Origin of the sequence: Oceanimonas baumannii, from assembly GCF_002245495.1 — a bacterium.
In the GTDB taxonomy this organism is placed as follows: Bacteria; Pseudomonadota; Gammaproteobacteria; order Enterobacterales; family Aeromonadaceae; genus Oceanimonas; species Oceanimonas baumannii.
The window spans coordinates 171,169-186,616 of the sequence record NZ_NQJF01000001.1; the positions used below are offsets into that span (position 1 = coordinate 171,169).

Below are 15,448 nucleotides of genomic sequence, written 5' to 3' on the forward strand. Positions count from 1 at the left end.
TCTATTCAAACATCAGTTCGACCTTGTCCGGCCCCAGCAGGCCTTTCAGCGAGTCCAGCATCTGATCGGTGGGGGTTACCCGCCACTCGGTGCCCAGAGTGAGCTCGGCTCTTGCGCCAGGTCGGTTATAGGTCACACGCACAGGACATACGCCCGCCCTAACCGGCGTGAGTATGTCCAGCAATTGAGTAAAAAAGCCCTGATCGATGCGGCTTTTATCTATATACAATGCAAGGCCACGGGCAAAACGCTCCCGGGCATCGCTGATATCAAGCACTTCTCTGGCCGACATTTTAAGGCCGCCGGAGAAGTCGTCAAAACTTACCTGTCCGCTAATAACCAGAATTTTATCTTTTTCCAGCAAAGACTCATAGCGTTCCAGTGCATCAGAGAACAGCGTGACATCCAGACGCCCCGATTTGTCATCAAGGGTGAGAATACCCATACGGTTGCCCCGCTTGGTGGTCATCACTCTGGCGGCAATCACCAGCCCTGCCACCGTGCTGATGCGATCACGGCCACCGGGCTGCACTTCATTCAGACGGCCGCTGGTATAGTGCCGCAACTCTTTGGCATATTGATTAATGGGGTGACCGGTGAGATACAACCCCAGTGTATCGCGTTCACCGTCAAGCCATATCTTATCAGGCCAGTGAGGTACATCGGCAAAAGCGTGCTCAACACTGTCTTCTTCCACCAGCACGCCGAACATGTCACCCTGACCGAGAGCCTCGGCCTTGGCATGCTGATCGGCCGCCTGCATGGCCTCGCCCAGGCTGGCCATAATGGCCGCCCGGTGCGGGCCCAGCCGATCCATGGCCCCGGAAAGAATCAGCTTTTCCATCACCCGCTTATTCAGCTTTTTCAGATCCACCCGGTTACAGAAGTCGAACAGGTCCCGGAACGGACCGCCAGCTTCACGGGCAGCGAGGATAGACTCGATAGGGGCTTCACCCACCCCCTTGATGGCACCAATACCATACACAATGTGGCCATCTTCATTCACCGTAAAACGATAACGCCCGGTGTTAACATCAGGTGGGATCAACGTCAGCCCCATCCGCTGACATTCGTCCACCAGGGTCACCACCTTGTCGGTGTTGTCCATATCGGCGGTCATCACCGCCGCCATAAACTCGGCCGGGAAATGGGTCTTCAGCCACAGGGTCTGGTAGGACACCAGGGCATAAGCGGCAGAGTGCGATTTGTTAAACCCGTACCCGGCGAATTTCTCCACCAGGTCAAATATTTTCATCGCCAGCTCGCCGTCGATACCGTTGGCAACGGCCCCCGCCTCAAAACCGGCCCGCTGCTTGGCCATCTCTTCCGGCTTCTTTTTACCCATGGCCCGGCGCAGCAAATCTGCCCCCCCCAAGGAGTAACCCGCCAGTACCTGTGCAATCTGCATCACCTGTTCCTGATACAGGATGATGCCGTAGGTGGGTTCCAGAATAGGTTGCAGCGATTCGTGCTGCCACTGTTCATCGGGGTAGGACACCGCTTCCCGGCCGTGCTTACGGTCGATAAAGTTATCCACCATGCCCGACTGCAGCGGCCCCGGACGGAACAGGGCCACCAGAGCGATCATGTCTTCGAAGCAGTCCGGCTGCAGCCGTTTAATCAAGTCCTTCATGCCACGGGATTCCAGCTGGAATACCGCCGTGGTTTCATGGCGCTTGAGCAACTGGAAAGAGGCTTTGTCGTCGATGGGGATGGCGGCGATGTCGATCGCCGGCTTGCCTTCCTTCGCCAGTCTGGGGTTAATCATGCCCAGCGCCCAGTCAATGATGGTCAGGGTACGCAAGCCGAGGAAGTCGAATTTCACCAGGCCGGCGTATTCCACGTCATTCTTGTCAAACTGGGTGACCGGGTTATGGCCCTCAGCATCACAGTACAACGGAGAAAAGTCAGTGATCCTGGTCGGTGCGATCACCACCCCACCGGCGTGCTTGCCAGCATTACGGGTTACCCCTTCGAGGATACGTGCCATATCGATCAGCGCCCGTACCTCTTCGTCCTGATCGTAGAGTTCGGGCAGCTTGGGCTCGGCTTCAAAGGCCTTGGCCAGGGTCATGCCGGGATCGGGCGGGATCAGCTTGGAAATACGGTCGACAAAACCATAGGGATGGCCCAGCACCCGCCCCACATCACGCACCACCGCCTTGGCGGCCATGGTACCGAAGGTAATGATCTGGGATACCGCATCACGCCCGTACAGCTCGGCTACGTGATCGATCACTTCGTCACGGCGATCCATGCAAAAGTCGATGTCGAAATCGGGCATCGACACCCGCTCGGGGTTCAGGAAACGTTCAAACAGCAGATCGAATTCGAGCGGGTCAAGATCGGTGATTTTGAGCGCATAGGCCACCAGGGAGCCGGCACCGGATCCTCGTCCGGGCCCAACAGGAATACCGTTGTCCTTGGACCACTGGATAAATTCCATCACGATAAGGAAGTAGCCAGGGAAGCCCATCTGGTTGATCACGTCGAGCTCAATTCTCAGCCGCTCGTCGTATTCATCGCGCTTGTCCGCCCGTACTTGCGGATCCGGGAACAGAAATTCCAGCCGTTCTTCCAGGCCCTTTTCGGAGCATTTGACCAGAAAATCTTCAATGCTCATGTCGCCGGTGGGGAAGTCCGGCAGAAAGTATTCGCCCAGCCGTACCGTCACGTTACAGCGCTTGGCGATCTCCACACTGTTTTCCAGCGCCTCGGGAATATCGGCAAACAGCTCGGCCATTTCCTCCGGGCTTTTCAGATATTGCTCGGGGCTGTAACGCTTGGGCCGGCGCTTGTCGTCCAGGGTGTAACCATCATGAATGGCCACACGAATTTCATGAGCGTCAAAATCACTCTTGTCGAGAAACACCACTTCGTTGGTGGCCACCACCGGCAACTGTTGTTCCGTGGCCAGCTCCACCGCCATGTGCAGGTAACTTTCTTCGTCGGGACGACCGGTGCGCAGCAGTTCCAGGTAGTAACGGTCGGGAAAATGCTGCTGGTAAAACGCCAGGCATTGCCCGGCAAGCTCCTGGTTACCCTTTAGCAAGTAAGTGCCCACATCCCCTTCCCGGCCGCCGGACAGCACAATCACCCCCTCACTGTGCTCCGCCAGCCAGGCTTTATCGATAACGGGCCTGTGCTGAATATGGCCACGCAGATAAGCCTTGGATATCAGCAAGGTAATATTCTGGTAGCCGGTGTTATTCATGGCCAGCAGAGGCAGACGAAACAGCTGCTCGCCCATTTCCTCGCTTTGCACCCAGAAATCGGCCCCGATCAGCGGCTTGAGGCCTCTTTTATGGGCATCGCCGTAGAAACGCACCAGGCCGCACAGGTTCATTTCGTCGGTCAGGGCCAAGGCCGGGTAGCCCTGCTCCTGCACTCGTCCGGTAATGGGACCGATTTTGGTGAGGCCATCCACCATGGAAAAATCAGAGTGAATACGCAGATGGATAAAGCTAGGGATCATGCGCCCTCCAGCGCTCTGGCCACGGGCTTAAAGCTTTTCCGATGCTCAGGCAAGGCACCGTGCAGAGCCAGTGCAGCCAGATGCTCCTTGGTGGGGTATCCCTTATGACGGGCAAAACCATATTGTGGGTGCAAGATATCCAGGGCCAGCATTTCGTTATCCCGCTCCACTTTGGCGAGTATGGAAGCGGCGCTGATCTCGGCCACCCGGCTGTCACCCTTGACCACGGCTTCAGCAGACATGGGCAAACGGGGGCAACGGTTGCCATCAATAAATACAAAACCGGGCTGTACCGGCAGAGCAGCCACGGCCCGGCTCATGGCCAGCAAGGTGGCCTGCAGGATATTAAGCTCATCAATTTCGGCAGCCGTGCAGCGACCAATGGCCCAGGCCAGAGCCCGTTCGCGGATCAGCGGTGCCAGCAGCTCCCGCTTCTTTTCACTGATCTTCTTGGAATCGGCAAGGCCCGGAATGGGGTTGTCGGGGTCAAGGATAACTGCCGCGGTCACCACATCGCCAACCAGCGGGCCACGCCCGACTTCGTCAACCCCGGCCACCAGCACGCCGGAGGGATAAATAATATCGGTCATGTTTTTTTTGCCAGTTCCAGCACCGCCAGAGCGGCCTGTTCATCGGCATTGCAACGAATCTTTTTATGCAGTTGGGTAAAGTGAGCCACCAGCTCACTGGGATCGTTATCCAACAGTTTGCCGACTTCATCCACAATGTGCCCCGGCGTACACTCATGCTGGATCAGCTCTGCCACCAGCGTTTGATCTGCCAGCAGGTTGGGCAAGGACACATAGTCGGTTTTTACCAGCCGCTGGGCCAGCCAGTAGCTGAAATCTTTGAGTTTATACCCCACCACCATGGGTTTTTTGGCCAGCATGGCTTCGAGGGTGGCTGTGCCTGACGCCAGCAGGATCACGTCAGCGGCGGTCATCACTTCCCGGCCATGCCCTTCAATCAGGGTTATATCCAGTCCGGGGGCGATCTCTTGTTTGATATCAAGAAATTCCTGACGGCGCTTTTCACTGACCAGCGGCACCACAAACCTGAGATCCGGGTAACGCACCTTCAGCTGTTTACAGGCCTCCAGGTATACCGGTGACAACAAGGTCACCTCGGCATGACGACTGCCAGGTAATAGGGCCAGGTAGCGCCCCTCGGGATCCAGCCCCAAGCGTTCACGGGCACCCAGGGTGTCGGGTACCAGCGGCATCTGGTCGGCCAGGGTATGGCCGATAAAACGACAAGGAGCGTCGAAACGGTCGTAAAAGGCTTTTTCAAACGGCAGGAAAGCCAGCACCATATCGGTAGCGGCCTTGATTTTGTGAATACGGCCCTGCCGCCAGGCCCACACCGACGGGCTGACGTAATGTACGGTGGCAATGCCTGCCTTGCGCAGCTTCAGCTCCACGCCAATATTGAAGTCAGGCGCGTCAATACCGACAAAGACATCGGGCGGATTATCGCTGAAATGCTGAATAATACGTTTGCGGATCTGCAGAATGCGCGGCAGGCGTCCCAGAACTTCCACTATGCCCATCACCGCCAGTTCATCCATTTCAAACAGAGCCCGGCAGCCTTCAGCCTGCATCTGCGGGCCGGCAATTCCTTCAAAAACGGCATCGGGATGACGACGGCGCAGCTCGCGGATAAGCCCGGCACCGAGGGTGTCGCCGGAGACTTCTCCGGCCACAATCCCAATACGAAGCGGGGCGTCAGGCACGGATAATACCGCGCTCATTGGCCTTGAGGAAATCAACCATAATGGCCACCTCAGGCTGCTGTTCGCTCAGCTCCTGCAATGCCGGCAGCACCTCTTCCACGGTTTTGCCGCTGCGGAACAGCTCACGGTAAGCCTGCTTGATAGCCGAAATACCTTCTTTGCTGAATCCACGGCGACGCAGACCTTCGGAATTGATGCCAAAGGGCTTGGCATAATGTCCGGCAGCCATCACATAGGGAGGAACATCTTTATTCAGCGCGGCACAACCGGCGATAAAGGCATGACTGCCCACCCGGCCAAACTGATGAATCGCGGCGTGGCCACCAAAAATGACATGATCGCCAATATGAACATGTCCTGCCAGGGTGGCATTGTTGGCAAAGATGCAGTCACTGCCAATACGACAGTCGTGCGCCACATGCACATTCACCATAAACAGGTTACGACTGCCCACTGAGGTCAGGCTGTCATCCTGGGAAGTGCCCCGGTGAAAGGTGCAGGATTCACGAATAATGTTGTCGTCGCCAATTTCCAGCACGGTGCGCTCGCCGGCATATTTTTTATCCTGGCAATCTTCCCCGATGGAGGCGAACTGAAAGATGTGATTGCGCTTGCCAATGCGGGTTGGGCCCTTGATCACCACATGAGAGGCAATCCGGCAATCGTCACCGATCTCGACTTCCGGACCGATCAGGGTCCAGGGGCCAATTTCCACGCCGCTGCCGATTTTGGCATCGGGATGGACAATGGCGGTTTCATGGATCATTGCACCTTGTTCACTCACACTTAACCCTCGCGTTTGGCGCACATCAGCTCGGCAGTACATACCACTTCGCCGTCGACGCTGGCAACACCGGTAAATTTGGCAATGCCTCTGCGCTCTTTCAGATAAACCACATCCAGTACCAGCTGATCTCCCGGTACCACGGGACGTTTAAAGCGGGCATTGTCGATGGAGGCAAAATAATACAGCTCGTTGGGCTTGGGTTTGCCGACCATTTTAAATGCCAGAATACCGGTGGCCTGAGCCATCGCTTCCAGGATCAGCACACCGGGGAACACCGGCTTGTTGGGAAAATGGCCGGTGAACATGGGCTCGTTGAATGACACGTTCTTGATACCGCGCAGGGTCTTGCGCTCGGGGCTGATTTCATAATGAGCCACCTTGTCCACCATCAGAAAAGGATAGCGGTGCGGCAACAGTTCCAGGATTTCCTGGATGTCCAACTGGTTCAGTTCGTTACTCAAAATTTAACCCTACCAAAAAGAGTGCTTAGTCGTTGTTGTTCAATTTTTTTTCAAGGCGGCCCAGCCGCTTGTGCATATCGTCAATGCGCATAACGCGCGCCGCCGTTTTACGCCACTCCTTGTTGGGCTGCAGCGGAATACCGGAGGAATAGATGCCGGGCTCGGTAATGGGTCTCATGACCATGGCCATGCCGGTGATGGTGACACCGTCACAGATCTCCATATGACCATTGAACACCGAGGCACCGCCAATAATACAATATTTACCGACCTTGAGACTACCGGCCATGACGGTCCCCCCCGCCATGGCGGTACCGTAGCCAATCTCCACGTTGTGGGCGATCTGACACTGATTGTCGATAATCACATTGTCGGCAATACGAGTGTCTTCCAGCGCACCTCTATCGATGGTAGTACAGGCACCAATTTCAACCCGGTTACCAATCATGACTCCGCCGAGCTGAGGGATCTTGATCCACTCGCCCTTGTTGTTGGCATAACCAAAACCATCGGCTCCGATCACTGTCCCCGCCTGAACCAGACAATCGCTGCCCAACGTCACATCATGATAAATCGTCACATTGGCCCAGAGTCTGGTCCGTGCACCCAGGCGGGTGTTTTTGCCGATAAAGCATCCTGCTCCGACGATAACGCCGTCTTCCAGTACCACACCAGACTCAATCACCGCATTGGCACCGATAGCGACCCCTTCGCCGAGACTGGCGCACTCTGCAACCACCGCGCTGGGGTGCACATCCACCGCAGGAGCCGGAGTGGTATCCAGCGCCTGCGCGGCCAGAGCAAACCCCAGATAAGGATCGCTCATCACCAGACAGGCTACCGGACAGACGGCCTTGTCTTCCGGCCTGACAATCACCGCTGCTGCTTGTGTCTTTTCAAGCAGGTGTCGGTACTTACTGTCCGTCAGAAAGGCGATCTCACCGGAACCGGCCTTATCGAGCGTATTCAGCTTGTGGATGGGCTGCGCCGGATCTCCGTGCAGCTCGGCGCCCAGTGCCTGGGCCAGTTGTTGCAGTGTGATACTCATGGACTTGCTCTTATTACTTGCTGACGCGGCTGATCACTTGCTGAGTGATATCGAGAGAAGGATTAACATAAATCACGGCTCCCCGCTCAATCACCAGATCCAGCCCCTTCGCCTTGGTTATCTCATCTATCGCACCCTTGATGCGCGACAGCATTTTCTGACGTTCTTCCTGCTCACGTCTGGCTCTGTCCTGCTCCAGTGAGCGGGCTTTCTGCACAAAAGTGGATTGCATTTCATTCAGTTTTTTCTGGGCCTCGGCTTTTTGCTGATCGTTCATAAAAGCCATGTCTTTTTGCTGTTTTTCCACAAAACTGCGGCCCTGCTCTTCCAGCTGTTGTACTTCCTTCACCCGAGAAGCAAACTCACCTTTCAGTTTATTACGCACAACGTCACGCTGCGGCATTTTCTGAAATACTTCGGCAGTATCCACGACTGCGATTTTACCCTGTGCGTGAGCCAGGGTCGCCGTGAACACCAGCGTCAGTGCACCGGCCAGTTTAAGCAGTTTGTTCATTTAATTCTCCTTGTGGGGCGTTTTCACGTTGGGATTCGCTATGCTCTTCCCAACGTGCTGTTATTAATAACGGCAGATCCGATACATGGTTAGTCTGCCACTCTCCAGGCCTCAGTCTGCCTCTTCAGAAGGTACGGCCAATGTTGAAGTTAAACACTTCCGTCCTGTCACCTTCGACCTCGGTGATGGGGGTTGCCAGGGAAAACACCAGCGGGCCCAGCGGCGACAGCCATTGCATGCTCACACCGGCAGCAGCACGATACTCTCCCGGATCACCAAAGTCATAACATCCCTTCACGCAACCGGAAAAGTCAGCCGCATCGTACTCGGTATCCCATACCGTACCGACATCTACAAACAGGCTGGTACGCAAGGAGCGCTGTAGATCTTCACCGGCAAAAGGTGTTGGCAAAATCAGCTCGAGAGAGCCAGCCAGCAGGGCATTACCGCCAATGGCACTGCCGTCAGTGGTGAGCTGTCCATTTTCGTTATACACCGCCCGAGGACCGACCGAGTTGCTCTTGAAGCCCCTCAGGGTACTGAAGCCACCAGCATAATAGTTTTCAAAGAAAGGCAGTCGGTTGGTATCACCATAACCATCGGCAAAGGCAGCACGGAACTTACCGTGCAGTACCCAGTTGTGCTTGCGATCCAGCGGGAAATAATGGCCGTTATCGAAACTCAGCTTGTAATACTGCAGATCGGAGCCGGGCACCGTCACTTTGGCGCTCAGATTCTGACGGCTGCCAGCGGTGGGAAAAATGCCCCGGTTCAGAGTGTTGCGGGTCCAGCCGGCGGTAATGTCAAAATCATCAAAGCTGACCTTTTCGCTATCCAGCGCCTTATTATCGGCCCAGAATGCACGCAGCTGTTCCGACGGACGATCAGGCTGGCTCAGAGTATTGTGCTCATAGCCCACACTGAAGTTCAGACTGTTGTTTTCGTTCACCGGGAAACCGGTGAGACCACGAACACCATAAGTCGTGCTTTCATAGTCGATCGAGGCCAGATCATCATCGGGTTCAAACGAACGATAATAAACGCGGCCACCCAGGCTGACACCATCCACGGTGAAATAGGGATCGGTATAATCCAGTGACACGTTCTTCGAGTAGTCATTCATCTGGGAGTTGATACCCACCCGGTTACCGGTACCCAGGAAGTTATCCTGCTGTAATCCGGCCTGAATACTGAAGCCTGAGTCGGTACCGAAACCCACGCCAAAGTTGATGGAGCCGGCAGGCTGCTCTTTCACTTTGACATCCAGATCAACCAGGTCGTCCTGACCGGGGATACGCTGGGTGTTTACTTCTACATTTTCGAAGTAACCCAGACGGTTCAGACGAGTGCGGGACTGCTCCACATTCTCGCTGGACAACCAGGTGCCTTCCACCTGACGCATTTCCCGACGCAGTACTTCATCTTTGGTGATTTCGTTCCCGCTGAAATTAATGCGGCGCACATAGATCCGGTTACCCGGTTCAATATTCACCACCAGCTCAACCTTCTTGCTGGCTTCATCGATCTGAGGGAAGGTATTAATGCGCGGATAGGCGTAGCCAAAGCGGCCCAGAAAACGCGACAGCAGCTCTTCCATGTGTGCCGTATCGGCGGCAGAGTAAAGATCGCCCGCAGCAACAGGCACCAGCTCATTCATTTCCTGCTGGCGATCAATCAGGTTGCCCCGCAGACTGACGCCGGAGACGGTGTATTTCTCCCCTTCGTCCACGTTCAGCGTGATATAAACCCCTTCCTTATCAGGCGACATGGACACCTGAGTAGAGGTGATTTCAGCCTTGAGGTAACCCCGGTCACGATAATAGGAGCGCAGGGCTTCAATATCACCGGCCAGTTTTTGTTTCTGATAGCGCTGATCGCCCAGAATGTTCCACCAGGGCACACTGTCAGACAACTCCAGCTGATCCAGCAACTGCTCTTCACTGAACGCTCTGTTGCCCACAATATTGATTTGTTTGATCTCGGCAGCGTTGCCTTCAACGAACTCAAACTTCAGCTCAACCCGGTTACGGGGCAGAGGCGTCAGTACGGCTTTTACATCAGCAGAATATTTACCCACACCGTAGTAAAAGTCTTCCAGGCCTTTTTCCAGCTCACTCAAGGTGGTGCGATCCAGTGGTTCCCCCACCCGAACCCCAGCCCCTTCCAGGCTTTCGCGCAGCTGTTCTTCTTTAATTTCCTTATTACCGCTGAAACTGATACCAGCAATGGTAGGGCGTTCGGTCACCTGCACAATAAGGGTATCGCCATCCCGCAACAGCTGAACCTGCTCAAAGTTACCGGAAGCATAAAGGCTGCGAATGGCCTCGGCCAGACGAGCCTGATCCACTTCTTCACCTACCCTTACCGGCAGGCTGAGCAGCGCCGCGCCGAGCGTCACCCGCTGCAGCCCGTTAACCTGAATATCATCCACTACAAAGGGGGCCACACCGCTTTGTGCCTGGGCCAGCATGCTGGCACCCAGCAGGCAAGAAGCGGCGAGGGTATTTGTTACAGCCCTTGTTTTTGCCATAGCCTGACTTAATCCTTGTGTCTTGCCGCTCACAGGCGACCAATATCGTTAAACAGTGCCAGCCCCATCAATAACACCAACAGAGCCGCTCCAATTCTGAATCCCAGTTCCTGTACCTTTTCCGGCACCGGCCTGCCGGTGATGGCCTCAATCACATAAAACAACAAGTGACCGCCATCGAGCACCGGCAGCGGCAACAGGTTAATAATGCCGAGGTTGACGCTGACCAACGCCATAAAGCTAAGGAAATACACCAGCCCGAAACCGGCACTGGCACCCGCCCCCTTGGCAATCGAGATGGGGCCGCTCAGGTTATCTACCGAGACAATACCGGTCAGCAGTTTGCCAATCATGTTAAAGGTCAGCACCGTCAGTTCCCAGGTGCGTTCAACCCCTTGCCACAATGCCTGTAACGGCCCGTAGGTCAGCTCAAAACGGTAACGTTCATCTACCGGTGTGACCGCAGGCGCAAGCCCCACATAGCCCAGCACCTGGCTGTCGGTTTCTCGCCGGTCCGGAATGAGTGTTACGTTGAGCCTCTGACCGTTACGGGACACCACAAGTTCCACCGCTTGTTCCGGTGATGTCTGCACCAGCGCCACAAACTGTGACCAATCTGACAAGGTCTCGCCGTTTGCGCTTTGTAATTCGTCACCTGCCTGCAAACCGGCCTGTTCACCGGCACCACCGGACAGCACCTGCTCCAGCGTTAAGGTAGCCACCGGTCCTTCCGGCGTAAGCCCGAGTGCAGTAATAGGAGACTCACTGTCGGGATCAAACTGCCAGCGCTCAAGAGGCACTGTCAGTTGCTGCTGACGCCCACTGTTGTCCCGTACTCCGAATGTGCTCTGCTCTGCGCCGATGCTGCCAATAAGAGCAAAATTAACGTCTTCCCAGGTCAGGATGTCATTACCGTTAATCGAGGTGATTTCCATCCCGGGCTGCACACCAGCCATGGCAGCCGGTGATTCCGGCAGCACATCCCTGACCACCGGTTTAACCGATGGAACGCCAATCAGAAACATCAGCCAGAAAGCAAAAATGGCAAATAAAAAGTTTGCCATCGGCCCGGCCACTACAATGGCCATGCGAGCCCAGACGGACTTATTGTTAAAGGCCTGATCCGCCAGTTCCGGCGGAACTTCGTCCACCCGGCCATCCAGCATTTTCACGTAACCACCAAGCGGGATCATGGCCAGCACATATTCGGTGCCATCACGCCCGGTTCTGCGCCAGATTGGCTTGCCGAAGCCAATGGAAAAACGCTCTACCTTAACGCCATTACGCCGGGCCACCCAAAAATGGCCGTATTCGTGCACGGCGACCAATATCCCGAGCGCAACAATAAAGGCTCCAAGATTCCACAGTATTCCGGTCATGAATGTATCCTGATCAGTTGTGCGGCCAGCCGGCGCGCTTCCGCATCCAGCGCCAGTATATCTTCCAGCGTATGTGCCCTGACAGAGTTCAGGCGATCCATCACACTGCGGTTAATACCGGCAATATCCATAAAGCTGATTTGCTCGTTCAAAAAGGCCGCCACGCCTACCTCATTGGCGGCATTCAGCGCCGTAGTCGCTCCCTGCCCGGTATCACAGGCTTCTATCGCCAGTTGCAGGCAAGGGTAACGTGCCATATCCGGCGCCATAAAGCTGAGTTCCCCTAAACGGGTGAAATCAAGAGGGGCCACCCCTGACTCAATGCGCTCAGGCCAGGCCAGCGCATGAGCAATGGGCGTCATCATATCCGGCTGACCAAGCTGGGCCAAGACAGAGCCGTCCGAGTATTGAACCATAGAGTGGATAACGGATTGCGGATGCACCAGCACCTCAATCTGCGAAGGCGCAGCGTTAAATAACCAACGCGCTTCAATATACTCCAGTCCCTTGTTCATCATGGTGGCGGAGTCGACCGAGATCTTGGGCCCCATGGACCAGTTGGGATGATTGATTGCCTGCGCCGGCGTCACCGCAGCCAGCTCCTCAACCGGCGTGTAACGGAAAGGACCGCCGGAGCCGGTCAGCAAAATTTTACTGATCCCGGCCCCGGACAGGTTGCCGCGGCCGATCTGATGCTGCAGTCCGTCCGGCAGGCACTGAAAAATGGCATTGTGTTCACTGTCTACCGGCAGTAATTCGGCACCACTGCGATGCACAGCCTCGATAAACAGCTCGCCACTCATCACCAGTGCTTCTTTATTGGCCAACAACACCCGCTTGCCGGCGTTCACCGCAGCCAGTGTCGGCAACAGGCCGGCAGCACCGACAATGGCTGCCATCACCACATCTACCTCGGGTGCAGCCGCCACCATACAAATAGCCTCACTGCCCTCCAGTACTTCGGTCGCACTGCCGGCCTGCGCCAGCTCCCGACGCAAGCTGGCAGCGGCGGCAGGATCTGCCATCACCGCATAGCGGGGAGCAAATTCCAGACAGTCGGCCAGCATGGCATCTGTCCGGCGGCTGGCCGTGAGCGAAAATACCGAAAACAGGTCGGGATGGCGACGCACCACCGCCAGTGTACTCTGGCCAATGGAGCCACTAGCACCTAATATGGTCAGCTGTTGCATATCAGCTTTGCCCCGCCAGTTGATACACCACAATAAAGATGGGCAGCGCAGCAGTCAGACTGTCAATTCTGTCCATCATGCCACCATGACCGGGCAGAATATTACCGGAATCCTTGAGCCCGGCTTCACGCTTGAACATACTCTCAACCAGATCACCCAGCACCGACGCCAGCACGGCGACAACCGAAGCCAGCAGCACCGCATTACGCTGAGCGACAGGCAGCTCAACAGCAAAGGTAACAATCAACGCCAGCAGGCAAGCCGCAATCAGACCACCGACCATGCCTTCCATGGTTTTCCCCGGACTGACCCGCGGGCAAAGCTTGTGTTTACCAAGGGTTTTGCCGGCAAAATAAGCGCCGGTATCGGCCGCCCACACCAAGGCCATAACAAACAGCAATAACCAGGCACCATAGTACGGGTCCTGCTCATAGTGGAAGCTGCGCAACACCAGCAATGACCAGAAAAACGGCACCAGGCTAAGCAGGGCAAACAGCGCCTTAAGCCAGGGTCTGCTCTGCCAGAGCGCGGCGCTGGCTGGGTAACCCAGTACCAGCGGAACCGCACACAGCCACCAGACAGCACCGGCGTTTAACACCATCGAAATCCAGCCATGCAAGCCATCGGCCCAGATTTGATCAATGGGTACACTGGCCATCAATGCCACCAGTACCAGTGCCAGAAACACCATCACCGCATTGGATTTTCCGGTGTCGATAAAACGCCCCCATTCCCGGCCAGCCAGCAGGTAAACAGCGGTGGCAAAGAGGGCAAAAAACGGCAGAGGCAGCAAAAAAATAGCCCCCAGCACCACAGGGATCAGGCACAGGGCCGTGATAATACGAAGCTTTAGCAAGAAATGTCCTCTTTCAGACGGGTGATGGCATTATTCACTCACCCTTGTCATTTTTATCCGCTCGGCTCAGCTTTACTCTTGTTTCAGCATGCCTCTTATCTGGGCGCCGGTGCACCCAAAACGCCGCTCCCGACTGACAAAAGCGGCAATGGCATCGCTGAACGCCTCTTCGCCAAAATCAGGCCAGAGCACTGACGTAAAATACAGCTCTGCGTAGGCGAGCTGCCACAACAAAAAATTGCTGATACGCTGCTCTCCTCCGGTACGGATAAGCAGATCCACCGGAGCCAGATCGGCAAGCTGAATATGTTCGTTGATAAGTTCTTCGGTGATGGCTTCAGGTGTCAGCTCGCCTTGCTGCACCCGCCCGGCAAGCTGCTGCGCAGCCTGTGTAATGTCCCAGCGCCCACCATAATTGGCAGCAATATTGAGCGTCAGTCCGGTATTGTTGGCGGTAAGACTCTCTGCATCGTTGATTTTACACTGCAGATGAGGGGCGAAGGCACTGCGATCACCAATGATACGCAGCCGAATATTGTTACGGTGCAGTTTGCGCACTTCCGAGCCCAGCACAGCAATAAACAGGCTCATCAGCGCACTGACTTCATCTTCCGGACGCCGCCAGTTCTCACTGGAGAAAGCAAACAGGGTCAGCGCATCCAGACCGAGCCGGTAGCCAACACTGACTGCAGCCCGAACCGATTTTACCCCGGCCTTGTGACCGGACACCCTGAATTTTCCTCGTTGCTCTGCCCAGCGTCCGTTACCATCCATAATGATGGCCACATGACGGGGCAGACGCGCGTCGTCATTCGATGCTGCCGTAGCTGGCATAATCACTCCTGCACAAAAACAAACGCCGTGCAGGCAGCTACACGGCGTTGGCTACTATACCTGATGTAACTATCAGATTTCCATTAACTCTTTTTCTTTGGCAGCGAGGGCATCGTCTACCAGCTTGATGCTGGAATCGGTAATTTTCTGGATGTCGTCCTGACCACGACGCTCATCATCTTCAGAAATTTCCTTGTCTTTCAGCAGGGTCTTCAGGCTGTTGTTGGCATCGCGACGAATGTTGCGAATGGCAACGCGGCCCTGCTCGGCTTCGTTGCGTACTACCTTGATCAAATCCTTACGGCGTTCTTCGGTCAGCGGCGGCAGCGGAATACGGATCATGGCACCGGCACTGGACGGGTTGAGTCCCAGATCCGACATCATGATGGCTTTTTCCACTGCCTGGATCATGGAGCGATCAAACACGGTGACCGCCAGCGTGCGGGAGTCTTCGGTGGTAATGTTCGCCAGCTGATTAAGCGGGGTAGAGGCACCATAATAGTCCACGTGAATGGTATCAAGCAGGCTGGGATGGGCACGGCCGGTGCGCACCTTGTTCATCTGGGATTTCAGCGCTTCGATGCTTTTTTCCATACGGGTTTTAGCGTCGGTTTTAATGTCGTTTATCACGGTCGTTATCCT

13 protein-coding genes are annotated in these 15,448 nt (G+C 55.5%); all 13 read right to left on the reverse strand.

The features are described 5' to 3' along the window. Position 1: 1 nt before the first annotated feature. Positions 2-3,475: a DNA polymerase III subunit alpha gene (dnaE, locus tag B6S09_RS00860; RefSeq protein ID WP_094276606.1), complete on the reverse strand. Its 3,474-nt coding sequence runs from the start codon at positions 3,473-3,475 to the stop codon at positions 2-4. Further along, complete coding sequence (gene rnhB, locus B6S09_RS00865) at positions 3,472-4,065, reverse strand: ribonuclease HII (RefSeq protein ID WP_094276607.1); 594 nt, start codon at positions 4,063-4,065, stop codon at positions 3,472-3,474. The genes dnaE and rnhB overlap by 4 nt, the downstream gene beginning before the upstream one ends. Further along, positions 4,062-5,207, reverse strand: a complete 1,146-nt coding sequence (lpxB, locus tag B6S09_RS00870; RefSeq protein ID WP_094276608.1) for a lipid-A-disaccharide synthase — start codon at positions 5,205-5,207, stop codon at positions 4,062-4,064. The genes rnhB and lpxB overlap by 4 nt, the downstream gene beginning before the upstream one ends. Beyond that, entirely contained in the window at positions 5,200-5,973 is a 774-nt protein-coding gene (lpxA, locus tag B6S09_RS00875; protein WP_094276609.1) for an acyl-ACP--UDP-N-acetylglucosamine O-acyltransferase, read from the reverse strand. The genes lpxB and lpxA overlap by 8 nt, the downstream gene beginning before the upstream one ends. A 20-nt stretch (positions 5,974-5,993) precedes the next feature. Continuing rightward, positions 5,994-6,455 (reverse strand): 3-hydroxyacyl-ACP dehydratase FabZ, encoded by a 462-nt coding sequence (gene fabZ / locus B6S09_RS00880; RefSeq protein WP_014293049.1) that lies wholly within the window; start codon positions 6,453-6,455, stop codon positions 5,994-5,996. Between the two features lie 25 nt (positions 6,456-6,480). Continuing rightward, on the reverse strand, positions 6,481-7,503 hold the full coding sequence (gene lpxD, locus B6S09_RS00885; RefSeq protein ID WP_094276610.1) for a UDP-3-O-(3-hydroxymyristoyl)glucosamine N-acyltransferase: 1,023 nt from the start codon (positions 7,501-7,503) through the stop codon (positions 6,481-6,483). 13 nt (positions 7,504-7,516) lie between these two features. After that, positions 7,517-8,017, reverse strand: a complete 501-nt coding sequence (locus B6S09_RS00890) for an OmpH/Skp family outer membrane protein (protein WP_094276611.1) — start codon at positions 8,015-8,017, stop codon at positions 7,517-7,519. 124 nt (positions 8,018-8,141) lie between these two features. Continuing rightward, positions 8,142-10,547: an outer membrane protein assembly factor BamA gene (gene bamA / locus B6S09_RS00895; RefSeq protein ID WP_094276612.1), complete on the reverse strand. Its 2,406-nt coding sequence runs from the start codon at positions 10,545-10,547 to the stop codon at positions 8,142-8,144. Between the two features lie 29 nt (positions 10,548-10,576). Then, the gene (gene rseP / locus B6S09_RS00900) at positions 10,577-11,926 is read right to left on the reverse strand and encodes a sigma E protease regulator RseP (RefSeq protein ID WP_094276613.1); all 1,350 of its coding nucleotides are present in this window, start codon (positions 11,924-11,926) and stop codon (positions 10,577-10,579) included. Beyond that, complete coding sequence (ispC, locus tag B6S09_RS00905; protein WP_094276614.1) at positions 11,923-13,116, reverse strand: 1-deoxy-D-xylulose-5-phosphate reductoisomerase; 1,194 nt, start codon at positions 13,114-13,116, stop codon at positions 11,923-11,925. Before ispC ends, rseP begins: the two co-directional genes overlap by 4 nt. Position 13,117: 1 nt before the next feature. Then, positions 13,118-13,972 carry a phosphatidate cytidylyltransferase gene (locus tag B6S09_RS00910; protein WP_094276615.1) on the reverse strand — a complete coding sequence of 285 codons (855 nt, stop codon included), beginning with the start codon at positions 13,970-13,972 and terminating at the stop codon, positions 13,118-13,120. Positions 13,973-14,044: 72 nt separating this feature from the next. After that, positions 14,045-14,806 carry a polyprenyl diphosphate synthase gene (gene uppS / locus B6S09_RS00915; RefSeq protein WP_094276616.1) on the reverse strand — a complete coding sequence of 254 codons (762 nt, stop codon included), beginning with the start codon at positions 14,804-14,806 and terminating at the stop codon, positions 14,045-14,047. 72 nt (positions 14,807-14,878) lie between these two features. Continuing rightward, complete coding sequence (gene frr / locus B6S09_RS00920; protein ID WP_094276617.1) at positions 14,879-15,436, reverse strand: ribosome recycling factor; 558 nt, start codon at positions 15,434-15,436, stop codon at positions 14,879-14,881. Positions 15,437-15,448: the final 12 nt, after the last annotated feature.

Coding starts and splice junctions, on each gene's coding strand:
- ispC (WP_094276614.1), bottom strand. CDS start 13,116: ATGCAACAGCTGACCATATTAGGTGCTAGTGGCTCCATTGGCCAGAGT.
- lpxD (WP_094276610.1), bottom strand. CDS start 7,503: ATGAGTATCACACTGCAACAACTGGCCCAGGCACTGGGCGCCGAGCTG.
- rseP (WP_094276613.1), bottom strand. CDS start 11,926: ATGACCGGAATACTGTGGAATCTTGGAGCCTTTATTGTTGCGCTCGGG.
- B6S09_RS00890 (WP_094276611.1), bottom strand. CDS start 8,017: ATGAACAAACTGCTTAAACTGGCCGGTGCACTGACGCTGGTGTTCACG.
- bamA (WP_094276612.1), bottom strand. CDS start 10,547: ATGGCAAAAACAAGGGCTGTAACAAATACCCTCGCCGCTTCTTGCCTG.
- rnhB (WP_094276607.1), bottom strand. CDS start 4,065: ATGACCGATATTATTTATCCCTCCGGCGTGCTGGTGGCCGGGGTTGAC.
- lpxA (WP_094276609.1), bottom strand. CDS start 5,973: ATGATCCATGAAACCGCCATTGTCCATCCCGATGCCAAAATCGGCAGC.
- uppS (WP_094276616.1), bottom strand. CDS start 14,806: ATGCCAGCTACGGCAGCATCGAATGACGACGCGCGTCTGCCCCGTCAT.
- dnaE (WP_094276606.1), bottom strand. CDS start 3,475: ATGATCCCTAGCTTTATCCATCTGCGTATTCACTCTGATTTTTCCATG.